The organism is Streptomyces sp. NPDC001816, from assembly GCF_042892235.1.
Lineage (GTDB): Bacteria > Actinomycetota > Actinomycetes > Streptomycetales > Streptomycetaceae > Streptomyces.
Window position 1 is genome coordinate 177,279 of record NZ_JBIATY010000009.1, and the last position, 18,878, is coordinate 196,156.

Annotated in this window: 17 protein-coding genes; 13 read left to right on the plus strand and 4 right to left on the minus strand. The window is 70.3% G+C overall.

All coding sequences use genetic code 11. The features are described from left to right. The first annotated feature begins 84 nt into the window (after positions 1-84). From ACFYZZ_RS29865 to mutM, 4 genes are all read left to right on the plus strand, one after another. Positions 85-738, plus strand: a complete 654-nt coding sequence (locus tag ACFYZZ_RS29865; protein WP_389182297.1) for a YceD family protein — start codon at positions 85-87, stop codon at positions 736-738. A 2-nt stretch (positions 739-740) separates the two neighbouring features. Then, entirely contained in the window at positions 741-914 is a 174-nt protein-coding gene (gene rpmF, locus ACFYZZ_RS29870; RefSeq protein ID WP_003951102.1) for a 50S ribosomal protein L32, read from the plus strand. A gap of 8 nt (positions 915-922) precedes the next feature. Beyond that, complete coding sequence (gene rnc / locus ACFYZZ_RS29875; RefSeq protein WP_386576505.1) at positions 923-1,747, plus strand: ribonuclease III; 825 nt, start codon at positions 923-925, stop codon at positions 1,745-1,747. Positions 1,748-1,838: 91 nt separating this feature from the next. Next, positions 1,839-2,696, plus strand: a complete 858-nt coding sequence (mutM, locus tag ACFYZZ_RS29880; RefSeq protein ID WP_389182300.1) for a bifunctional DNA-formamidopyrimidine glycosylase/DNA-(apurinic or apyrimidinic site) lyase — start codon at positions 1,839-1,841, stop codon at positions 2,694-2,696. Between the two features lie 12 nt (positions 2,697-2,708). On the opposite strand, the gene ACFYZZ_RS29885 is transcribed toward mutM, so the two are convergent. Next, positions 2,709-3,101 (minus strand): winged helix-turn-helix transcriptional regulator, encoded by a 393-nt coding sequence (locus ACFYZZ_RS29885; RefSeq protein ID WP_386576503.1) that lies wholly within the window; start codon positions 3,099-3,101, stop codon positions 2,709-2,711. 106 nt (positions 3,102-3,207) lie between these two features. On the opposite strand from ACFYZZ_RS29885, the gene ACFYZZ_RS29890 reads away from it, so the two are divergent. Continuing rightward, entirely contained in the window at positions 3,208-3,792 is a 585-nt protein-coding gene (locus tag ACFYZZ_RS29890) for a flavodoxin family protein (RefSeq protein ID WP_389182303.1), read from the plus strand. A gap of 53 nt (positions 3,793-3,845) precedes the next feature. Here ACFYZZ_RS29890 and ACFYZZ_RS29895 read toward each other — a convergent pair whose 3' ends face one another. Beyond that, positions 3,846-4,946 carry a CAP domain-containing protein gene (locus tag ACFYZZ_RS29895; RefSeq protein WP_389182306.1) on the minus strand — a complete coding sequence of 367 codons (1,101 nt, stop codon included), beginning with the start codon at positions 4,944-4,946 and terminating at the stop codon, positions 3,846-3,848. Between the two features lie 184 nt (positions 4,947-5,130). Here ACFYZZ_RS29895 and ACFYZZ_RS29900 point away from each other — a divergent pair, with 184 nt between their 5' ends. From ACFYZZ_RS29900 to ACFYZZ_RS29915, 4 genes are all read left to right on the plus strand, one after another. Then, complete coding sequence (locus tag ACFYZZ_RS29900) at positions 5,131-5,412, plus strand: acylphosphatase (protein WP_386576500.1); 282 nt, start codon at positions 5,131-5,133, stop codon at positions 5,410-5,412. A gap of 382 nt (positions 5,413-5,794) precedes the next feature. Continuing rightward, a complete protein-coding gene (locus tag ACFYZZ_RS29905) occupies positions 5,795-5,998 on the plus strand; it encodes a hypothetical protein (protein ID WP_067004905.1) in 204 nt (67 codons plus the stop codon). Between the two features lie 244 nt (positions 5,999-6,242). Beyond that, positions 6,243-9,830, plus strand: coding sequence for a chromosome segregation protein SMC (gene smc, locus ACFYZZ_RS29910; protein ID WP_389182310.1), 3,588 nt, complete (start codon positions 6,243-6,245; stop codon positions 9,828-9,830). Positions 9,831-10,031: 201 nt separating this feature from the next. Continuing rightward, positions 10,032-11,447 (plus strand): sugar porter family MFS transporter, encoded by a 1,416-nt coding sequence (locus ACFYZZ_RS29915; protein WP_389182313.1) that lies wholly within the window; start codon positions 10,032-10,034, stop codon positions 11,445-11,447. 163 nt (positions 11,448-11,610) lie between these two features. Here the strand turns inward: ACFYZZ_RS29915 and ACFYZZ_RS29920 are convergent, their stop codons facing one another. Continuing rightward, entirely contained in the window at positions 11,611-12,582 is a 972-nt protein-coding gene (locus tag ACFYZZ_RS29920; protein ID WP_389182316.1) for an LLM class flavin-dependent oxidoreductase, read from the minus strand. Between the two features lie 369 nt (positions 12,583-12,951). Here ACFYZZ_RS29920 and ftsY point away from each other — a divergent pair, with 369 nt between their 5' ends. Continuing rightward, positions 12,952-14,154, plus strand: coding sequence for a signal recognition particle-docking protein FtsY (gene ftsY, locus ACFYZZ_RS29925; protein WP_389182319.1), 1,203 nt, complete (start codon positions 12,952-12,954; stop codon positions 14,152-14,154). Between the two features lie 89 nt (positions 14,155-14,243). Here ftsY and ACFYZZ_RS29930 read toward each other — a convergent pair whose 3' ends face one another. Continuing rightward, a complete protein-coding gene (locus ACFYZZ_RS29930; protein ID WP_389182322.1) occupies positions 14,244-14,906 on the minus strand; it encodes a bifunctional DNA primase/polymerase in 663 nt (220 codons plus the stop codon). 457 nt (positions 14,907-15,363) lie between these two features. Here ACFYZZ_RS29930 and ACFYZZ_RS29935 point away from each other — a divergent pair, with 457 nt between their 5' ends. The 3 genes from ACFYZZ_RS29935 (at position 15,364) to ACFYZZ_RS29945 (ending at position 18,871) form a co-directional block, all read left to right on the plus strand. Then, positions 15,364-16,848 carry a hypothetical protein gene (locus ACFYZZ_RS29935; protein WP_389182325.1) on the plus strand — a complete coding sequence of 495 codons (1,485 nt, stop codon included), beginning with the start codon at positions 15,364-15,366 and terminating at the stop codon, positions 16,846-16,848. 344 nt (positions 16,849-17,192) lie between these two features. Beyond that, positions 17,193-18,536, plus strand: a complete 1,344-nt coding sequence (locus tag ACFYZZ_RS29940) for an ammonium transporter (RefSeq protein ID WP_389182328.1) — start codon at positions 17,193-17,195, stop codon at positions 18,534-18,536. Further along, positions 18,533-18,871 carry a P-II family nitrogen regulator gene (locus tag ACFYZZ_RS29945; RefSeq protein ID WP_030990174.1) on the plus strand — a complete coding sequence of 113 codons (339 nt, stop codon included), beginning with the start codon at positions 18,533-18,535 and terminating at the stop codon, positions 18,869-18,871. The genes ACFYZZ_RS29940 and ACFYZZ_RS29945 overlap by 4 nt, the downstream gene beginning before the upstream one ends. Positions 18,872-18,878: the final 7 nt, after the last annotated feature.

Here is an 18,878-nt window from a genome sequence, read left to right on the forward strand (position 1 = left end):
TCGGTCGCGCGTACGTCCGCGATCAACGCTGCCCGGGAATATCGATGGGCGGCGTCCCTCCGAGTTCGAAGATCGAAAGCAGGAATGGCTCCCAACGCCCGCCTCGACCACCGCAACCCCCTCGTGTTCGACACGCACGAGCTGGGTCGGCGTCCTGGCGCGCTGCAGCGCCTGACCCGCGAGATCGACGCTCCCGCGGATCTCGGTATCCAGGGAGTCATCGGAGTGCCGGAAGGTGCCCCGCTGGAGCTCGAACTCCGACTCGAGTCGGTCATGGAAGGTGTGCTCGTCACAGGCACCGCCCGTGCACAGGCCGAGGGGGAGTGCGTAAGGTGTCTGGAGCCGGTCGGGCTGGAGCTCGAAGCGGACTTCCAGGAGCTGTTCTCGTACCCTGACGCCGACGACCGGGGCCGTGTGATCGCGGAACCGGGCGACGACGCCGAGGACGACGAGGACAGGTTCTTCCTCGAGGACGGACTTTTCGACCTCGAACCTCTGCTGCGTGATGCGGTGGTGCTCGCACTGCCGATGCAGCCGGTGTGCCAGGACGACTGCCCCGGTCTGTGCTCCGAGTGTGGAGCGCGGCTCGCGGACGACCCGGACCACCACCACGACGCCGTCGACATCCGTTGGGCGGCTTTGCAGGGACTCGCCGGTTCACTCGGAGACGGCGAGAAGGACGAGATGAGCGGCGGCGCGCTTCCATCAGCGCACGCCGACGAGAAGCAGGAGAAGTAGCCGTGGCTGTTCCGAAGCGGAAGATGTCGCGCAGCAACACGCGCCACCGCCGGTCGCAGTGGAAGGCTGCGGTCCCCACCCTGGTTGCGTGCGAGCGCTGCCACGAGCCCAAGCAGCAGCACATCGCGTGCCCGTCTTGCGGCACCTACAACAAGCGCCAGGTCCTCGAAGTCTGAGCGGGCTGGTGAGAGGCACTGTGTCCAGTCCCAAGAAGGCGGAAGACGCCAAGGCGGACGCACCCGCCAAGAAGAAGGCGGACAACACGGCCTCGTCCCACACGCTTCTGGAAGGGCGGCTCGGCTACCAGCTCGAGTCCGCCCTTCTGGTGCGCGCGCTGACCCACCGTTCCTACGCGTACGAGAACGGCGGTCTGCCGACGAACGAGCGGCTGGAGTTCCTCGGGGACTCCGTGCTCGGCCTCGTCGTCACGGACACGCTGTACCGCATCCACCCCGACCTGCCCGAGGGCCAGCTGGCCAAGCTGCGGGCCGCGGTGGTCAACTCGCGTGCGCTGGCGGAAGTGGGCCGCGGCCTCGACCTGGGTGCCTTCATCCGGCTCGGCCGGGGTGAAGAGGGCACGGGCGGCCGGGACAAGGCGTCCATCCTTGCCGACACCCTTGAAGCGGTGATCGGCGCGGTCTATCTCGATCAGGGCCTCGACGCGGCGTCCGAGCTGGTGCACCGGCTCTTCGACCCGCTGATCGAGAAGTCCTCGAACCTCGGAGCCGGCCTGGACTGGAAGACCAGTCTCCAGGAGCTCACCGCGATCGAGGGGCTCGGCGTGCCCGAGTACCTGGTCACGGAGACCGGCCCCGACCACGAGAAGACCTTCACTGCTGCCGCCCGCGTCGGAGGCGTCTCGTACGGCACCGGCACCGGCCGCAGCAAGAAGGAGGCGGAGCAGCAGGCAGCCGAGTCCGCCTGGCGGTCCATCCGGGCCGCGGCGGACGAGCGTGCCAAGGCGGCCAAGGAGGCCGCCGAGGACGACACGTCGTCCGCCACCGCCTGACCTCCTACAAGAGCACAACACCGAGCGCCCGTCCGAAGCCTGTCTCCGGGCGGGCGCTCGGTTCATCCACCGGTCCGTACGGGGGGTCCCGATGCCCGAGTTGCCCGAGGTCGAGGTCGTCCGGCGGGGTCTTGCGCGGTGGGTCGCCCATCGCACCGTCGCCGACGTCGAGGTGCTGCACCCGCGCGCCGTGCGCCGGCACATCGCGGGCGCCGACGACTTCGCGCACCGTCTCAAGGGCCACCACATCGGCACTCCCAGCCGGCGCGGCAAGTACCTGTGGCTGCCGCTGGAGGAGACGAACCAGTCCGTCCTGGCCCACCTCGGCATGAGCGGCCAGCTGCTGGTGCAGCCGCACGAGGCGCCGGACGAGAAGCATCTGCGCATCCGCGTCCGCTTCGCCGACTCCCTGGGCACCGAGCTGCGCTTCGTGGACCAGCGCACCTTCGGCGGCCTCTCGCTGCACGACAACACCCCCGAGGGCCTGCCCGACGTCATCGCGCACATCGCCCGCGACCCCCTCGACCCGCTGTTCGACGACGAGGCCTTCCATCTGGCCCTGCGGCGCAAGCGGACCACCATCAAGCGGGCCCTGCTGGACCAGTCGCTGATCAGCGGCGTCGGCAACATCTACGCGGACGAGGCCCTGTGGCGCGCCCGCATCCACTACGAGCGCCCCACGGCCAACTTCACCCGCCCGGTCACGACGGAACTGCTCGGCCACGTCCGCGACGTGATGAACGCGGCCCTCGCCGTCGGCGGCACCAGCTTCGACAGCCTGTACGTCAACGTCAACGGCGAGTCGGGCTACTTCGACCGGTCCCTGGACGCGTACGGCCGTGAGGGCCTGCCCTGCAAACGGTGCGGCACCCCCATGCGCCGCCGCCCCTGGATGAACCGGTCCAGCTACTTCTGCCCGAAGTGCCAGCGGCCACCGCGCAAGGACTGAGTCCCGGTCGGTCTACGACGGCTCCCGGGCGTCGTACGCCTCGCGTGCCGCCAGCACCTCGTCCATGGACCCTTCCACGCAGTGGATGAGCGCCAGCAGCCGCTCGGCGACCTGCCGGCCCAGCGCAGTCAGCTGGTAGTCCACGCGGGGCGGATTGGTCGGCTGGGCCTCGCGGTGGACCAGACCGTCGCGTTCCAGCGCGTGCAGCGTCTGGGACAGCATCTTCTCGCTCACCCCGTCGACACGGCGGCGCAGTTCGTTGAAACGCAGCGAGCCCTCGTACAGCGCGCCGAGCGTCAGCCCGCCCCAGCGGCCCGTGACGTGCTCCAGCGTGCCGCGCGAGGGGCAGGCCTTGGCGAAGACGTTGTAGGCGAGGTCCTCGAACTCCTGGGTCGTGGCGGTCATACGGGCAAGAGTACGCGGGCGCAGCGCTAACCACCAGGTTGCACTAACCAGAAGTTAGTGCTTTCCTGTGGTCACTGCTTTTGAGCTGCCCTTTCGAGGAGTACCTATGACCACCCCTGTCATTTCCATCGCCTACCACTCCGGCTACGGCCACACCGCCGTGCTCGCCGAGGCCGTCCGCGCCGGTGCCGCGGAGGCCGGTGCCGAGGTGCATCTGATCAAGGTGGACGAGATCACCGACGAGCAGTGGGAGACCCTGGACCGTTCCGACGCGATCGTCTTCGGTTCGCCCACCTACATGGGCACCGCCTCCGGCGCCTTCCACGTCTTCGCCGAGGCGTCCTCCAAGCGCTGGTTCGGCCAGGACTGGAAGGACAAGCTGGCGGCCGGTTTCACCAACTCCGGCTCCAAGAGCGGCGACAAGCTGCACACCCTGCAGTTCTTCCAGATCCTCGCCGCCCAGCACGGCATGAACTGGGTCAACCTCGGCCTGCACCCCGGCTGGAACAACAGCGAGGGCTCCGAGCACGACCTCAACCGCCTCGGCGTCTTCGCGGGCGCGGCCGCCCAGACCAACGTGGACGAGGGCCCGGAGGGCGTGCACAAGGCCGACGTGGCCACGGCCGAGCACCTGGGCCGCCGGGTGACGGAGACGGCGAAGGTGTTCGCACTGGGCCGCGCCGCCGCGTAGAGCGCTCAGCGCCCGACGGTCATCGCCCGACGGTCATCGCCCGACGGGCTGTCTCAGTAGCCGAAGTCCTGCGTCCACCAAGGGCCGTCCGACCCGAGGTGCACGCCGACTCCGAGCGTCTTGAAGTCGCAGTTCAGGATGTTGGCGCGGTGGCCGGGGCTGTTCATCCAGGCCTGCATCACGGCCTTCGCGTCCGCCTGGCCGCGGGCTATGTTCTCGCCGCCGAGGCCGGTGATGCCCGCCTTCGTGGCCCGGTCCCACGGGGTGGCCCCGTCCGGGTCGGTGTGGTCGAAGAAGTCGCGCGCGGCCATGTCGCCGCTGAACGCCTCGGCCAGCCTGGTCAGCGAGGAGTTCGCCGCCAGTGCGCTGCACCCGACCTTCGCCCGCTCCTCGTTGACGAGCTTCAGCACCTCCGCCTCGGCGGCGGCCTGGGCCGACACCGTCACCGGCGCGGAGGATGCCGTCGGCGCCTTGGGTGCCTTGTGCGACGACGGGGTGTGCTTCGGCTTGGCGGCCGGCTTCGGCTTCTTCGACGGCTTCTTAGTCGGGGTGGCCGGGGCCGAGGCGGACTCGGAGGCGGAGGCCGACGCGGACGGGGTCGGTGACGCCGAGGGTTCGCTGCCACGGCGTGACGACGAGCCGCCGACCGGGCTGTCCGCGCTGCCCGAGGTGCCACCCTGCTCGGTGGTGGTGTTGCTGGGGGAGTCCGCGGCCTGCACCTGCTCGCCGCCGGTGGTGTGCGAGCCGCCGCCGAGCTGGTAGTGCTGCAGGCCCGGTACCGCACCGGTGGTCACCGCGACCGTGCCGAGGGCGACGGCGGCGGAGATCCCGAGCAGGCCCGTGCGCACCGGCTTCGCGACCTTCTTGCGGTGCCGGTGGCCATGGGACGGACCGCCGGCCGGGGTGAACCCACTGCCGCCGGAGGCGTCCCACGACGGCTCGGCGTCCATCGCGTACAGGTAGGCCGTGCTCCTGGCGTTGGTCTCGGCGTACGCCTCGGGGTTCAGGTACGGCGCGATGCCCATGGGGGCGCGGTCGCCCGCGTACGAGTTCAGCGGGCCTTCGCCGCCCGTGACGGGGCGGTTCGTGTGGGTGACCCCCGTGGCGCGGCCCGGGGCGCCGCGGCCGGCGGCGGAGCGTCGGTGGCGTCCCATGTCCTTGCCCTCTCTCGTCTCGCGGGGTCGACCCGGCGCCCGGCGCCTCGGTGGCGATGACCTCCGGTCAACCCAACTCACTCGATCTAGTGAGTTTCATATGAGATTCATTGGGTCGGGACGGTACCCCATACGGGTGAGGGGGGAAGTGTTCCGAGCGACTTTGGGCCGTTAGGTTGCATCCATGAGCGAGGATGTTCGACTGGTTGCCTGGGTCCGTGGACGCGTCCAAGGTGTGGGTTTTCGCTGGTTCACGCGGGCCAAGGCGCTGGAGATCGGCGGTCTGAGTGGTTTTGCTCTCAATCTGGGCGACGGCCGCGTCCAGGTGGTCGCGGAAGGGCCGCGCGTGGGTTGCGAGGGGCTGCTGGACTGGCTGGGGGGCGGCGACACGCCCGGGCACGTGGACGGTGTCACCGAGATCTGGGACACACCCCGCGGCGGCTACGACGGCTTCGCCATCCGCTGACCCGATTCTGTAAAGCCCCGCAGGCCGACCCGCAGCGATCTGCCCCGGGCACATGCCTGGAGCAGAAATGAGCTGGTGGTTGCCAAGAAGAGCGAGGCATGGCAGGCTCCACCGGTACAGCTGATCGTCACGCCCTGAGGGCCCCGCAGGAGCAGCAGCGCCGCCGTTCACAGGCCGCGCGCCCCGGGTTTGCCCGCCAATACAGGGCGTGATCGTGTTGACCGTCAAACTTTTTGGTGAGACGCTGAAAGCCCCGCGCACCTTAGCTGTTTGGCATGTAAGAACGGCAGAGCAACACTCGAGTGTGTCAAGCACCGCGGGTGCGAATCCCTCACGACCCACACCGCATCGGTCGGTCACTCAGTGTGGAGGACCATCCATCATGGCAAAGGCGCTTCTCGGTTACGTCGGCGGCTCCGACCCTCGACTCCTCGCCGAGATGCGACGGCTGCAGCAGCGTGTCCAGGACCTGGAGTCCGAGCTCGGACGGATCCAGGCGGAGAACGACGCGCTGACGGCTGCCGCCTCTCAGGACAGGATCATGGAGAGCATCGACGCACACCAGGCGGAGCCTGCGCTCACCTGATCGCTGCATCAGCTCCACAACAGCAGTCGCAGCGGTTGGGCTGCCCGTAATCAACCGCACAGTTGTCAGACGACTGAGACCCAGCCGTCAGAGTTGCAAGGGACGCTTCGGCGTCCCTTCTTTCTTTCCCCCGCATCCTTTCACTGTCTTTAACGTCTGGTGTGCCCTGCATGTTCAACGGCGAAACCGTGGGGTTGCGAGTGTTCGTGGAGTGAGATAGCGGCGGAAGGTAGAGTCCAGCGGCGTGCACCTCAAGGCCCTGACCCTCCGCGGGTTCAAGTCGTTCGCCTCGGCGACCACGCTCCGGTTCGAACCGGGTATCACGTGTGTCGTCGGCCCGAACGGCTCGGGCAAGTCCAACGTCGTGGACGCGCTCAGCTGGGTCATGGGCGAGCAGGGCGCCAAGTCGCTGCGCGGCGGCAAGATGGAGGACGTCATCTTCGCCGGCACCACCGGCCGCCCGCCGCTGGGCCGCGCCGAGGTGTCCCTGACCATCGACAACTCCGACGGGGCGCTGCCCATCGAGTACGCCGAGGTCACCATCACGCGGATCATGTTCCGCAACGGCGGCAGCGAGTACCAGATCAACGGCGACACCTGCCGTCTCCTGGACATCCAGGATCTGCTGTCCGACTCCGGTATCGGCCGCGAGATGCACGTCATCGTCGGCCAGGGCCAGCTCGACTCCGTCCTGCACGCGGACCCGATGGGCCGCCGCGCCTTCATCGAGGAGGCCGCGGGTGTGCTCAAGCACCGCAAGCGCAAGGAGAAGGCGCTGCGGAAGCTGGACGCGATGCAGGCCAACCTCGCCCGCGTGCAGGACCTCACCGACGAGCTGCGCCGCCAGCTCAAGCCGCTCGGCCGCCAGGCCGCGGTCGCCCGCCGGGCCGCCGTCATCCAGGCTGATCTCCGCGATGCGCGCCTGCGGCTGCTCGCCGATGACCTCGTACGCCTGCGCGAGGCCCTGAAGACCGAGATCGCCGACGAGGCGGCCCTGAAGGAGCGCAAGGAAACCGCCGAGCAGGAGCTGAAGAAGGCGCTCCAGCGGGAGGCCCTGCTGGAGGACGAGGTACGGCAGCTCACCCCGCGCCTGCAGCGCGCCCAGCAGACCTGGTACGAGCTGTCCCAGCTGGCCGAGCGGGTGCGCGGCACGATCTCGCTGGCCGACGCCCGGGTGAAGAGCGCCACCTCCGCACCCCCCGAGGAGCGGCGCGGCCGCGACCCCGAGGACATGGAGCGCGAGGCCGCCCGCATCCGCGAGCATGAGGCCGAGCTGGAGGCGGCCCTGGAAGCGGCCGAGCGGGCCCTGGAGGACACGGTCGCGCACCGCGCCGAGCTGGAGCGTGAACTGGCCGTCGAGGAGCGGCGCCTGAAGGACGTGGCCCGCGCGATTGCCGACCGCCGCGAGGGCCTGGCCCGGCTGGGCGGCCAGGTCAACGCGGCCCGCTCGCGAGCAGCAGCCGCCCAGTCCGAGATCGACCGCCTGGCCGCCGCCCGCGACGAGGCGCAGGAACGTGCCGTCGCCGCCCAGGAGGAGTACGAGGCCCTCAAGGCCGAGGTCGACGGCCTCGACGCCGGCGACGCGGACCTGGCCGAACAGCATGAGGCGGCGAAACGACAGCTCGCCGAGGCCGAGTCCGCGTTGAGCGCGGCCCGCGAGGCGGCCACCGCGGCCGAACGCAGGCGCGCCGCGACCCAGGCCCGACGCGAGGCGCTGGCGCTGGGCCTCAGGCGCAAGGACGGCACGGGCATACTGCTGGGCGCCCGGGACCGCCTCACCGGACTCCTCGGCCCGGCAGCGGAACTGCTGACGGTGACCCCGGGCCACGAGGTTCCCCTGGCCGCGGCCTTCGGCGCGGCGGCCGACGCCATCGCCGTGACGACACCGGCATCGGCGGCCGAGGCGATCCGGCTTCTGCGCAAGCAGGACGGCGGGCGAGCGGCGCTGCTGCTGGCGGGGGCGCCGGAGGGCGGCGGTTCGAGGGAGCACGGCCCGGACGCCGGCACCCCGGGCAGCCCCGGCCCCGAGGGACACCCCTTCGCCGCCGACCTGGTCCGCGGCCCCGCCGAACTCATGCCCGCCGTACGCCGCCTGCTGCGCGGCATCGTCGTCGTGGGCACGCTCGAAGACGCCGAGGACCTCGTCTACGCCCACCCCGAGCTGACCGCCGTCACCGCCGAGGGCGACCTGCTCGGCGCGCACTTCGCGCACGGCGGGTCGGCCGGGGCGCCCAGTCTGCTGGAGGTACAGGCCTCCGTGGACGAGGCCGCCGCGGAGCTGGAGGAGCTGGCGGTGCGGTGCGAGGAACTCACCGAGGCGCAGCACGCGGCGGCCGCGCGGCGCACCGAGGCCGCCGCGCTCGTGGAGGAACTGGGGGAGCGGCGCCGGGCCGCCGACCGGGAGAAGTCGGGCGTGGCCCAGCAGCTGGGCCGGCTCGCCGGGCAGGCGCGCGGTGCCGCCGGGGAGGCCGAGCGGTCCACGGCGGCTGCGGCACGCGCGCAGGAAGCGCTCGACAAGGCCGTACAGGACGCCGAGGAGCTGGCCGAACGGCTGGCCGTCGCCGAGGAGATGCCGGTCGAGGAGGAGCCGGACACCTCGGTGCGGGACCGGCTCGCGGCCGACGGCGCCAACGCCCGGCAGACCGAGATGGAGGCCCGGCTCCAGGTCCGTACGCACGAGGAGCGGGTGAAGGGGCTCGCCGGGCGGGCCGACTCGCTGGACCGCGCCGCCCGCGCGGAGCGCGAGGCACGCGTGCGTGCCGAGCAGCGGCGGGCGCGGCTGCGGCACGAGGCGGCCGTCGCGGAGGCCGTCGCCTCCGGCGCACGCCAGCTGCTCGCCCATGTCGAGGTGTCCCTGACCCGCGCCGAGCAGGAGCGGGCCGCGGCCGAGGCCGCCAAGGCCGCGCGGGAGCGGGAGCTGACCGCCGCGCGCACCACCGGCCGCGACCTCAAGGCCGAGCTGGACAAGCTCACCGACTCCGTCCACCGCGGCGAGGTGCTCGGCGCCGAGAAGCGGCTGCGGATCGAGCAGCTGGAGACCAGGGCGCTGGAGGAGCTGGGCGTGGAGCCCGCGGGGCTCATGTCCGAGTACGGCCCCCATCAGCCCGTACCGCCGTCCCCGCCCGCCGAGGGCGAGGAGCTGCCGGAGGACCCCGAGCACCCGCGCAACCGGCCGAGGCCGTTCGTGCGCGGTGAGCAGGAGAAGCGGCTCAAAGCCGCCGAGCGCGCCTACCAGCAGCTCGGCAAGGTGAACCCGCTCGCCCTGGAGGAGTTCGCCGCACTGGAGGAGCGCCACAAGTTCCTCAGCGAGCAGCTCGAAGACCTGAAGAAGACCCGCGCCGACCTGCTCCAGGTGGTGAAGGAGGTCGACGAGCGCGTCGAGCAGGTCTTCACCGAGGCCTACCGGGACACCGCCCGCGAGTTCGAGGGCGTCTTCAGCCGCCTCTTCCCGGGCGGCGAGGGACGGCTGATCCTGACCGACCCCGACAACATGCTCACCACGGGTGTCGACGTCGAGGCCCGCCCGCCGGGCAAGAAGGTCAAGCGGCTGTCCCTGCTCTCCGGCGGCGAGCGGTCGCTGACCGCGGTGGCGATGCTGGTGTCGATCTTCAAGGCCCGGCCGAGCCCGTTCTACGTCATGGACGAGGTCGAGGCCGCCCTGGACGACACCAACCTTCAGCGGCTGATCCGGATCATGCAGGAGCTGCAGGAGTCCTCGCAGCTGATCGTGATCACGCACCAGAAGCGCACGATGGAGGTCGCCGACGCGCTCTATGGCGTGTCCATGCAGGGCGACGGCGTGTCGAAGGTCATCTCTCAGCGCCTCCGCTAGACAAACCCTCAAGATCAACCCCTCTGTCTTCACTTATTGAACACAGAGCGCTTCCGCCTATCTCGAAACTCACAGCAGATGAACTATTGACTTCGAAACTTGAAGGCATAGTCTCTGCAACGTTGCTTTTACCTTCAGGTGTCACCACCTGAGAGGGCTCACCCCCACCCGGCAGCGTTGCCGTGGCCCGAGGAGTTTTTCGTGACCAGCACAGCGCAGGCACAGCAAGGAGCCAGGACGGCTCACCCCGAGCATCTCGGGCACGTCATCTTCATCGCGGCGGCGGCCGCGATGGGCGGCTTCCTGTTCGGCTACGACAGCTCCGTGATCAACGGCGCCGTCGAGGCCATCCGCGACCGCTACGACATCGGCTCCGCGGCCCTCGCCCAGGTCATCGCCATCGCCCTGATCGGCTGCGCCATCGGCGCCGCGACCGCCGGCCGCATGGCCGACCGGATCGGCCGTATCCGCGTGATGCAGATCGCCGCCCTGCTGTTCACGGTCAGCGCCGTCGGCTCGGCCCTGCCCTTCTCGCTGTGGGACTTCGCCCTCTGGCGCGTCGTCGGCGGCTTCGCCATCGGCATGGCCTCGGTCATCGGCCCCGCCTACATAGCCGAGGTCGCCCCGCCCGCGTACCGCGGCCGCCTCGGCTCCTTCCAGCAGGCCGCGATCGTCATCGGCATCGCCATCTCGCAGCTGGTCAACTGGGGCCTGCTCAACGCCGCCGGCGGCGACCAGCGCGGCAAGCTGATGGGCCTGGAGGCCTGGCAGGTCATGCTCGGCGTGATGGTCGTCCCGGCCGTGCTGTACGGCCTGCTCTCCTTCGCGATCCCCGAGTCCCCGCGCTTCCTGATCTCCGTCGGCAAGCGTGACCGTGCCCGCGAGATCCTCGCCGAGGTCGAGGGCCGGCACCGTGACCTGGACGCCCGTGTCGCCGAGATCGAGCAGGCGATGAACAGCGAGCACAAGTCCACCTTCAAGGACCTGCTCGGCGGTGGCTTCTTCTTCAAGCCGATCGTCTGGATCGGCATCGGCCTCTCGGTCTTCCAGCAGTTCGTCGGCATCAACGTCGCGTTCTACTACTCCTCGACGCTGTGGCAGTCGGTCGGTGTCGACCCGACGGACTCGTTCTTCTACTCCTTCACGACGTCGATCATCAACATCGTCGGCACCGTGATCGCGATGATCTTCGTGGACCGCATCGGCCGCAGGCCGCTCGCGCTCATCGGCTCGGTCGGCATGGCCGTCGGCCTCGCGCTGGAGGCCTGGGCGTTCTCCCACCACCTGGTCGACGGCAAGCTGCCCGCGACCCAGGGCTGGATCGCCCTGGTCGCCGCCCACGTGTTCGTCCTCTTCTTCGCCCTGTCCTGGGGCGTGGTCGTCTGGGTCATGCTCGGCGAGATGTTCCCGAACAAGATCCGCGCCGCCGCCCTGGGCGTGGCCGCCGCCGCGCAGTGGATCGCCAACTGGGCCATCACCGCGAGCTTCCCGTCGCTGGCCGACTGGAACCTGTCCGGCACCTACGTGATCTACACGGTCTTCGCCGCGCTCTCCATCCCGTTCGTCCTGAAGTTCGTCAAGGAGACGAAGGGCAAGGCGCTGGAGGAGATGGGCTAGACCCCACAGTCCCGAGGAGACGGGCCAAGTCCCCGCTGCCCGGCTCCTCGTACCGTCCGTCGCCCCCGGCCCGGCCACTGCCCGGACCGGGGGCGGCGGTGTGTCGTACGGGGCCCAGGGGATCACCGCCGGACCAGACCGGACCAGCGGTTGTCCCATCAGCTCAGCCCCCCAACGCCGGAAGCACCCGCTCCGCGAACAACCGCAGGCTGCGCCAACCCTCCTCCACCGGCATCCCGCCCGCCAGCGGATGCAGGACGAGACTGTCCAGACCCTGCGCCACGCACTGCTCCGGCGTGAGGATCCGGTACACGCCCTCGGCGCGCAGCTCCTCGACCGTCGTGGCCGCCGACCGCACCGCCGAGCGGATGTCGCCGGACTGCCAGGAGGCGTAGGTCCGGGCCTCGTGCAGGAAGTGCTCGCCGTACTCGGACCACGCCCGGTCCGGATCCTCGGCGAGGTGCAGCAGCGGGGTCTCGGCCGCGGGCATCATCGTCCAGCCCTCGGTGCCGAACACGGTGAGCTGCTCCTTGTAGTACGCCTCCAGCTCCGGCAGGTGCGCACTCGGGAAGAACGGCAGACCGAGCCGGGCGGCCCGGCGGGCGGCGGCCTTCGAGGAACCGCCGACCAGCAGCAGGGGGTGCGGATCGGTGTACGGGCGCGGGGTGAGCCGTACCGTACGGCCCCGGTACGTGAACTCCTCGCCGGTCCACGCCCTCAGCAGGGTCTCCAGCAGCTCGTCCTGCAGCCGGCCGCGCCGCTTCCAGTCCACGTCGAACAGGGCGTACTCCTCGGGCCGGTAGCCGATCCCGGCCACCGTCACCAGCCGGCCGCCGCTGAGCAGATCCAGTACGGCGATCTCCTCGGCCAGCCGCAGCGGATCGTGCAGCGGGCCGATCACCGCCGACACCGTCACCGCGATGTTGCGGGTAGCCCCGAACACCGCGCCCGCGAAGGCGAACGGCGACGGCAGCCAGTTGTTGTCGGCGCCGTGGTGCTCCTCGGTCTGGACGGTGGTGATCCCGTGCTCGTCCGCGTACGCGGCCATCTCCAGGGCGGCCCGGTAGCGGGCGGCGAGGGAGGCGGGGGCGGCGCCGGGAGCGACGAGGTTGAAACGCACGACCGTGACGGGCATGGGAAGTCCCCCTCCAGTACTACTCGGTGGAGGGGGACGGTAGCTGACGGGGCGTCAGACGGCCAGAGGCTCAGCCTCCTCGGCCTTCGCCGCTTCTGCCGCCGCCTGCGGCGTGCGGGTGGTGTCGGTCATGGCCGCGCCGTCGTACTCGGTGCGTAGGCGCCGGTCACCGCGTTGATCGTCTTCCAGCCCAGTGGGCGACCCGGATCAGCGCACGCTGCGCAGCTGGCACCGGACGGGTTGTGACTCCCCCCGCAAGGGCTTCCCGCAGGCTTGAAGCCAGGCGGCGGGCCGGCCCGGCCCGGGGGCACGCGGCCCGCACCGCAGAACGACGGACCGAGCAGGGGGGTCGCGCATACTGGAGCCGTTATGGAAACCGTCATCCTTGCTGTAGTCATCGCCGTGGTCGTGCTCGGCGCGCTCGGCGGGCTCATCGTCGGCAGCCGGCGCAGGAAGCCGCTGCCCCCGCCGCCGCCCGCCGCGCCCGACATCACCGCGCCCCCGGCCGAGCCGCACATCGGCGACGAGGCCGAGACGCCGCGCGACGAACCGCGCCGGACGATCGAGGAGGTGGATCTCCCCGGCGGCTCGGCACCCGTCGCCGTGGAGGAGCCCCCCTCTGTCGAGGCTCCCGAGATCGAGATCCCGGAGCCCACCGCCGGGCGGCTGGTCCGCCTGCGCGCCCGCCTGTCCCGCTCGCAGAACGCCCTCGGCAAGGGCCTGCTCACGCTGCTGTCCCGCGAGCACCTCGACGAGGACACCTGGGAGGAGGTCGAGGACACGCTGCTCACCGCCGACGTCGGCGTGCAGCCCACGCAGGAGCTGGTCGAGCGGCTGCGCGAGCGCGTGAAGGTGCTCGGTACCCGCACCCCCGAGGAACTGCGCGGCCTGCTGCGCGACGAGCTGCTCAAGCTCGTCGGCACCGACGTCGACCGCACGGTCAAGACCGAGCCCGAGGACCGCAAGCCCGGCATCGTGATGGTCGTCGGCGTCAACGGCACCGGCAAGACCACCACCACCGGCAAGCTCGCCCGCGTCCTGGTCGCCGACGGCCGTACCGTCGTCCTCGGCGCGGCCGACACCTTCCGTGCCGCCGCCGCCGACCAGTTGCAGACCTGGGGTGAGCGCGTCGGCGCCTACACCGTGCGCGGTCCGGAGGCCGGCGACCCCGCCTCCGTCGCCTTCGACGCGGTCAAGGAAGGCAAGGAGATGGGGGTCGACGTCGTCCTCATCGACACCGCTGGCCGCCTGCACACCAAGACCGGCCTGATGGACGAGCTGGGCAAGGTCAAGCGCGTGGTCGAGAAGCACGCGCCGCTGGACGAGGTGCTGCTCGTCCTCGACGCCACCACCGGCCAGAACGGTCTGGTGCAGGCCCGGGTGTTCGCCGAGGTCGTGGACATCACCGGCATCGTGCTGACCAAGCTGGACGGCACGGCCAAGGGCGGCATCGTGGTCGCGGTCCAGCGCGAGCTGGGTGTGCCGGTCAAGCTGATCGGCCTCGGCGAGGGCGCGGACGACCTGGCGCCGTTCGAGCCCGAGGCGTTCGTGGATGCCCTTATCGGTGACTGACCGCCGGGGGAGTGAAAATACCCCCGCTGCGAAGAAGCGCCCGCTCCCAAGGTGCAGTTGGGGACGGGCGCTTCGCCTTGTACGGCTCGCTACGCGCGGGCCCGCGACCGGTGCGCCACATACGCCAGCGTGCCCAGCAGCAGCCGTGCCGCCGGTGGCCGGGTCGCCGAGTCCAGGGCCGGCGGGCGCAGCCAGCGCACCGGACCGAGGCCGCCCCGGTCGGAGGGCGGGGCGGTGATGTACGTGCCCGGGCCGAGGCCGTGCAGGTCCAGGGCGGACGGGTCGTCCCAGCCCATGCGGTAGAGCAGCTGGGGAAGCTCGGCGGCGGCGCCGGGGGCGACGAAGAAATGGGTGCGGCCGTCCGGGGTCGCGGCTACCGGGCCGAGCGGAAGGCCCATGCGTTCGAGACGGACCAGGGCGCGGCGCCCGGCGCCCTCGGCGACCTCGACGACGTCGAACGCTCGGCCGACGGGCAGCATCACGGACGCGCCCGGGAACTCGGCCCACGCCTTGGACACCTCGTCGAGCGTGGCCCCGGCCGAGACCTGCGGCGCGAAGTCGAGCGGGTGCGCGCCCGGCGCCGCACAGTCCGGGTGCCCGCAGGAGCAGGTGCCCGCCGCCGCCCGTGCGCCCGGCACCACGTCCCAGCCCCACAGCCCGGTGAACTCGGCGACGGCGGTGCACTCCGACGAGCGGCCGCGTCGACGCGTGCCGGAGCGGATCTCGCGAATGCCGCCGATCGTGAAGCCCATGCCCCCTCCAACGGGTCCAGCGCGCCGGTGGTTACGACACGGAGCGAGACGGAAGCGGAACGTGACGCTACGACTCCGCCTCCCCTCACTCCTGTGAGGCCAAGGCGGCGCTTTGCAGTGCCACGGGTGGTGCATGGGAGTTCACGCGCCCCTGTGCGCATCACTCCGCCCACTTCCGGCCGTCCTATGTCAAGTGAATCGCGAGGAGGCCATCGTGAGTTCATTCGAAGGGGTGGCGAATGGTGGCGTTTCAGGGATCGCCATGGCTGGACGGGTGATCGTAGGATTACTGTGAGTGTGCGAGTCCTGGGGGCATATGCACCCGTGGGTATGCCGGAGGCGAGTCGTCAACTCGTTCGAAGAGTGAGAACCGGCGGACGAGAGGCCGTATTTACCGGCATTCTGATAGGGCTTGGCGCATTCGGCGACAAGTGGTCTCAGGGATGGGGGCGTTCCAGTGGGCGGCAACGGCGGTAGCGGGATGAACGCTGACAAGCGCCCCAACGAGCTGCTCGGTTCGTGGTTCGTGCGCAGCGGCTGGTCCAAGGGCGAGCTGGCCCGTCAGGTGAACCGCCGGGCGCGCCAGTTGGGTGCCAACCACATCTCCACGGACACCTCACGGGTGCGCCGCTGGCTGGACGGGGAGAACCCGCGCGAGCCGATCCCGCGGATCCTCTCCGAGCTGTTCTCGGAGCGCTTCGGCTGTGTCGTCTCCATCGAGGACCTCGGTCTGCGCGCCGCCCGTCAGTCACCCTCCGCGTCCGGCGTCGACCTGCCCTGGACGGGTCCGCAGACGGTGGCCCTGCTCAGCGAGTTCTCGCGCAGCGACCTGATGCTGGCGCGGCGCGGCTTCCTCGGGACCTCGCTGGCCCTGTCCGCGGGCCCGTCCCTCATCGAGCCCATGCAGCGCTGGCTCGTGCCGGCCCCTTCCTCGTCGGCCCCGTCCGAGCTCGATTTCGAGCCCGTCTTCGAGTCCCGCAGGCCCGGCCGGCTGTCCAAGCCCGAGCTGGACCTGCTGGAGTCCACCACCCGGATGTTCCGCCAGTGGGACGCCCAGTGCGGCGGCGGCCTGCGCCGCAAGGCGGTCGTGGGCCAGCTGCACGAGGTCACCGACCTCCTCCAGGAACCCCAGCCCGAGGCCACCGCCCGCAAGCTCTTCAAGGTCGCCGCCGAGCTGGCCGAGCTGGCCGGCTGGATGTCGTACGACGTCGGGCTCCAGCCCACCGCGCAGAAGTACTTCGTCCTCGCCCTGCACGCCGCCAAGGAGGCCGGCGACAAGCCGCTCGGCTCGTACGTCCTGTCCAGCATGAGCCGCCAGATGATCCATCTCGGCCGGCCCGACGACGCCCTGGAGCTGATCCACCTCGCCCAGTACGGCAGCCGTGACTGCGCGAGCCCGCGCACCCAGGCCATGCTGTATGCGATGGAGGCCCGCGCCTACGCCAACATGGGCCAGCCCGGCAAGTGCAAGCGGGCGGTCCGGATGGCCGAGAACACCTTCGCCGAGGCCGACGAGTGGGACGAGCCCGACCCCGACTGGATCCGCTTCTTCTCCGAGGCCGAGCTGTACGGGGAGAACTCCCACTCCTTCCGCGACCTCGCCTACGTCGCCGGACGCAGCCCCACCTACGCCTCGCTGGCCGAGCCGCTGATGGCGCAGGCGGTGGACCTGTTCGCCAAGGACAGCGAGCACCAGCGGTCGTACGCGCTGAACCTGATCGGCATGGCCACCGTGCACCTGCTCCAGCGCGAGCCCGAGCGCAGCACGGAGTACGCCTCGCAGGCCATGGACATCGCCAAGAAGGTCCGCTCGGAGCGTGTGAACACTCGTATTCGAAAGACGGTCGACACGGCCGTGCGCGACTTCGGTGATCTCAGCGCCGTCGTCGACCTCTCCGACCAGCTCGCCGTCGACCTCCCGGAGACCGCCGAGGCCGTCTGACATCGCAGGACACGCATGCCCCGGCCGCGGCCGGTCCTCCCGAACTGCCCGACTCGGCTCCCCCATGCCAGGTCATCGGAAGGCCCGCCGCGGTCGGCTCTTTTCCGCCGGAGGGATCCTCCGGCGGAAGGTTGCGCCACGATAACGATCCCGCGGCCAGACATCTCGCACTTCATCCAGGCGTAACACGCCAGGCGCCTTCGTCACCCCGGCGAAACAACGAGGGGCTTCCACCGAAACCGCGCTGCGCCAATCTCATGGCGCATAACCGGCCCACCCCTCAACTGACCGGACCGCTCAGGCACCGCCCGCACGGGGCCGTACCAACCGACGAGGAGACGCCGATGGCACCAGCCATCACGCTTGCCGCGGAGGCACCCAAGCTTTCCTCCGCGAACACAGGCTTCATGCTCATCTGTTCCGCCTTGGTGCTTCTCATGACGCCGGGCCTGGCCTTCTTCTACGGAGGCATGGTCCGCGTCAAGAGCACCCTCAACATGCTGATGATGAGCTTCATCAGCATGGGCATCGTCACCATTCTGTGGGTGCTCTACGGCTTCTCCCTCGCCTTCGGCACGAACAACAGCCTCATCGGCTGGAACTCCGACTGGTTCGGGCTCAGCAACATCGGACTGACGGAGCTGTGGGACGGCTACACCATCCCGATCTTCGTCTTCATGGTCTTCCAGCTGATGTTCGCGATCATCACGCCGGCCCTGATAAGCGGCGCCCTCGCGGACCGCGTCAAGTTCTCGGCCTGGTCGCTCTTCATCGCCCTGTGGGTCACGGTCGTCTACGTGCCGGTCGCCCACTGGGTCTGGGGCGCCGACGGCTGGGCCTACAAGCTCGGCGTGATCGACTTCGCCGGTGGTACGGCGGTCCACATCAACGCCGGTGCCGGAGCCCTCGGCGTGATCCTGGTCATCGGCAAGCGCGTCGGCTTCAAGAAGGACCCGATGCGCCCGCACAGCCTCCCGCTGGTCATGCTCGGTGCCGGTCTGCTGTGGTTCGGCTGGTTCGGCTTCAACGCCGGCTCGTGGCTCGGCAACGACGACGGCGTCGGCGCGCTGATGTTCGTCAACACGCAGGTCGCGACGGCCGCCGCCATGCTGGCCTGGCTCGCCTACGAGAAGATCCGCCACGGCGCGTTCACCACGCTGGGTGCCGCCTCCGGTGCAGTCGCCGGTCTGGTCGCGATCACCCCGTCCGGTGGCGCGGTCTCCCCGCTCGGCGCGATCGCCGTCGGCGCCATCGCCGGTGTCGCCTGCGCCGCGGCCGTCGGTCTGAAGTTCAAGTTCGGCTACGACGACTCGCTCGACGTCGTCGGCGTCCACATGGTCGGCGGCATCATCGGCTCCCTGCTGATCGGCTTCTTCGCCACCGGTAAGGGACAGTCCACCGCGACGGGCGTCTTCTACGGCGACCACAGCTTCACCCAGCTGTGGAAGCAGTGCGCCGGTGTCGGCGCGGTCCTCGCCTACTCCCTGATCGCCTCCGCGGTCCTCGCCTTCCTCCTCGACAAGACCATCGGCATGCGGGTCACCGAGGACGAGGAGATCTCGGGCATCGACCAGGCCGAGCACGCCGAGACCGCATACGACTTCAGCGGCGCCGGCGGCGGTGTCATCGGATCCGTCGCAGCCTCCGCGGCCGCGGCCGCCACGCAGAGCAAGAAGGTGGACGCATGAAGCTCATCACCGCCGTCGTCAAGCCCCACCGGCTGGATGAGATCAAGGAGGCCCTGCAGGCCTTCGGCGTCCACGGGCTGACGGTCACCGAGGCAAGCGGTTACGGTCGTCAGCGGGGCCACACCGAGGTCTACCGCGGTGCCGAGTACACCGTCGACCTGGTCCCCAAGATCCGCATCGAGGTGCTGGCCGAGGACGACGACGCCGAGCAGCTGATCGAGGTCATCGTCAAGGCGGCCCGCACCGGCAAGATCGGTGACGGCAAGGTCTGGTCCCTGCCGGTCGAGACAGCCGTACGAGTCCGTACCGGCGAGCGCGGCCCGGACGCGCTCTGACACGACA

Excerpts from the sequence above, each read along its gene's own strand:
- ACFYZZ_RS29885 (WP_386576503.1), bottom strand. The coding sequence starts at position 3,101 with ATGACCGCCACGACCCAGGAGTTCGAGGACCTCGCCTACAACGTCTTC.
- ACFYZZ_RS29895 (WP_389182306.1), bottom strand. The coding sequence starts at position 4,946 with ATGGGACGCCACCGACGCTCCGCCGCCGGCCGCGGCGCCCCGGGCCGC.
- ACFYZZ_RS29865 (WP_389182297.1), top strand. The coding sequence starts at position 85 with ATGGCTCCCAACGCCCGCCTCGACCACCGCAACCCCCTCGTGTTCGAC.
- ftsY (WP_389182319.1), top strand. The coding sequence starts at position 12,952 with ATGGAAACCGTCATCCTTGCTGTAGTCATCGCCGTGGTCGTGCTCGGC.
- ACFYZZ_RS29905 (WP_067004905.1), top strand. The coding sequence starts at position 5,795 with ATGGCAAAGGCGCTTCTCGGTTACGTCGGCGGCTCCGACCCTCGACTC.
- ACFYZZ_RS29890 (WP_389182303.1), top strand. The coding sequence starts at position 3,208 with ATGACCACCCCTGTCATTTCCATCGCCTACCACTCCGGCTACGGCCAC.
- ACFYZZ_RS29945 (WP_030990174.1), top strand. The coding sequence starts at position 18,533 with ATGAAGCTCATCACCGCCGTCGTCAAGCCCCACCGGCTGGATGAGATC.
- ACFYZZ_RS29920 (WP_389182316.1), bottom strand. The coding sequence starts at position 12,582 with ATGCCCGTCACGGTCGTGCGTTTCAACCTCGTCGCTCCCGGCGCCGCC.
- ACFYZZ_RS29940 (WP_389182328.1), top strand. The coding sequence starts at position 17,193 with ATGGCACCAGCCATCACGCTTGCCGCGGAGGCACCCAAGCTTTCCTCC.
- mutM (WP_389182300.1), top strand. The coding sequence starts at position 1,839 with ATGCCCGAGTTGCCCGAGGTCGAGGTCGTCCGGCGGGGTCTTGCGCGG.
- ACFYZZ_RS29900 (WP_386576500.1), top strand. The coding sequence starts at position 5,131 with ATGAGCGAGGATGTTCGACTGGTTGCCTGGGTCCGTGGACGCGTCCAA.
- ACFYZZ_RS29930 (WP_389182322.1), bottom strand. The coding sequence starts at position 14,906 with ATGGGCTTCACGATCGGCGGCATTCGCGAGATCCGCTCCGGCACGCGT.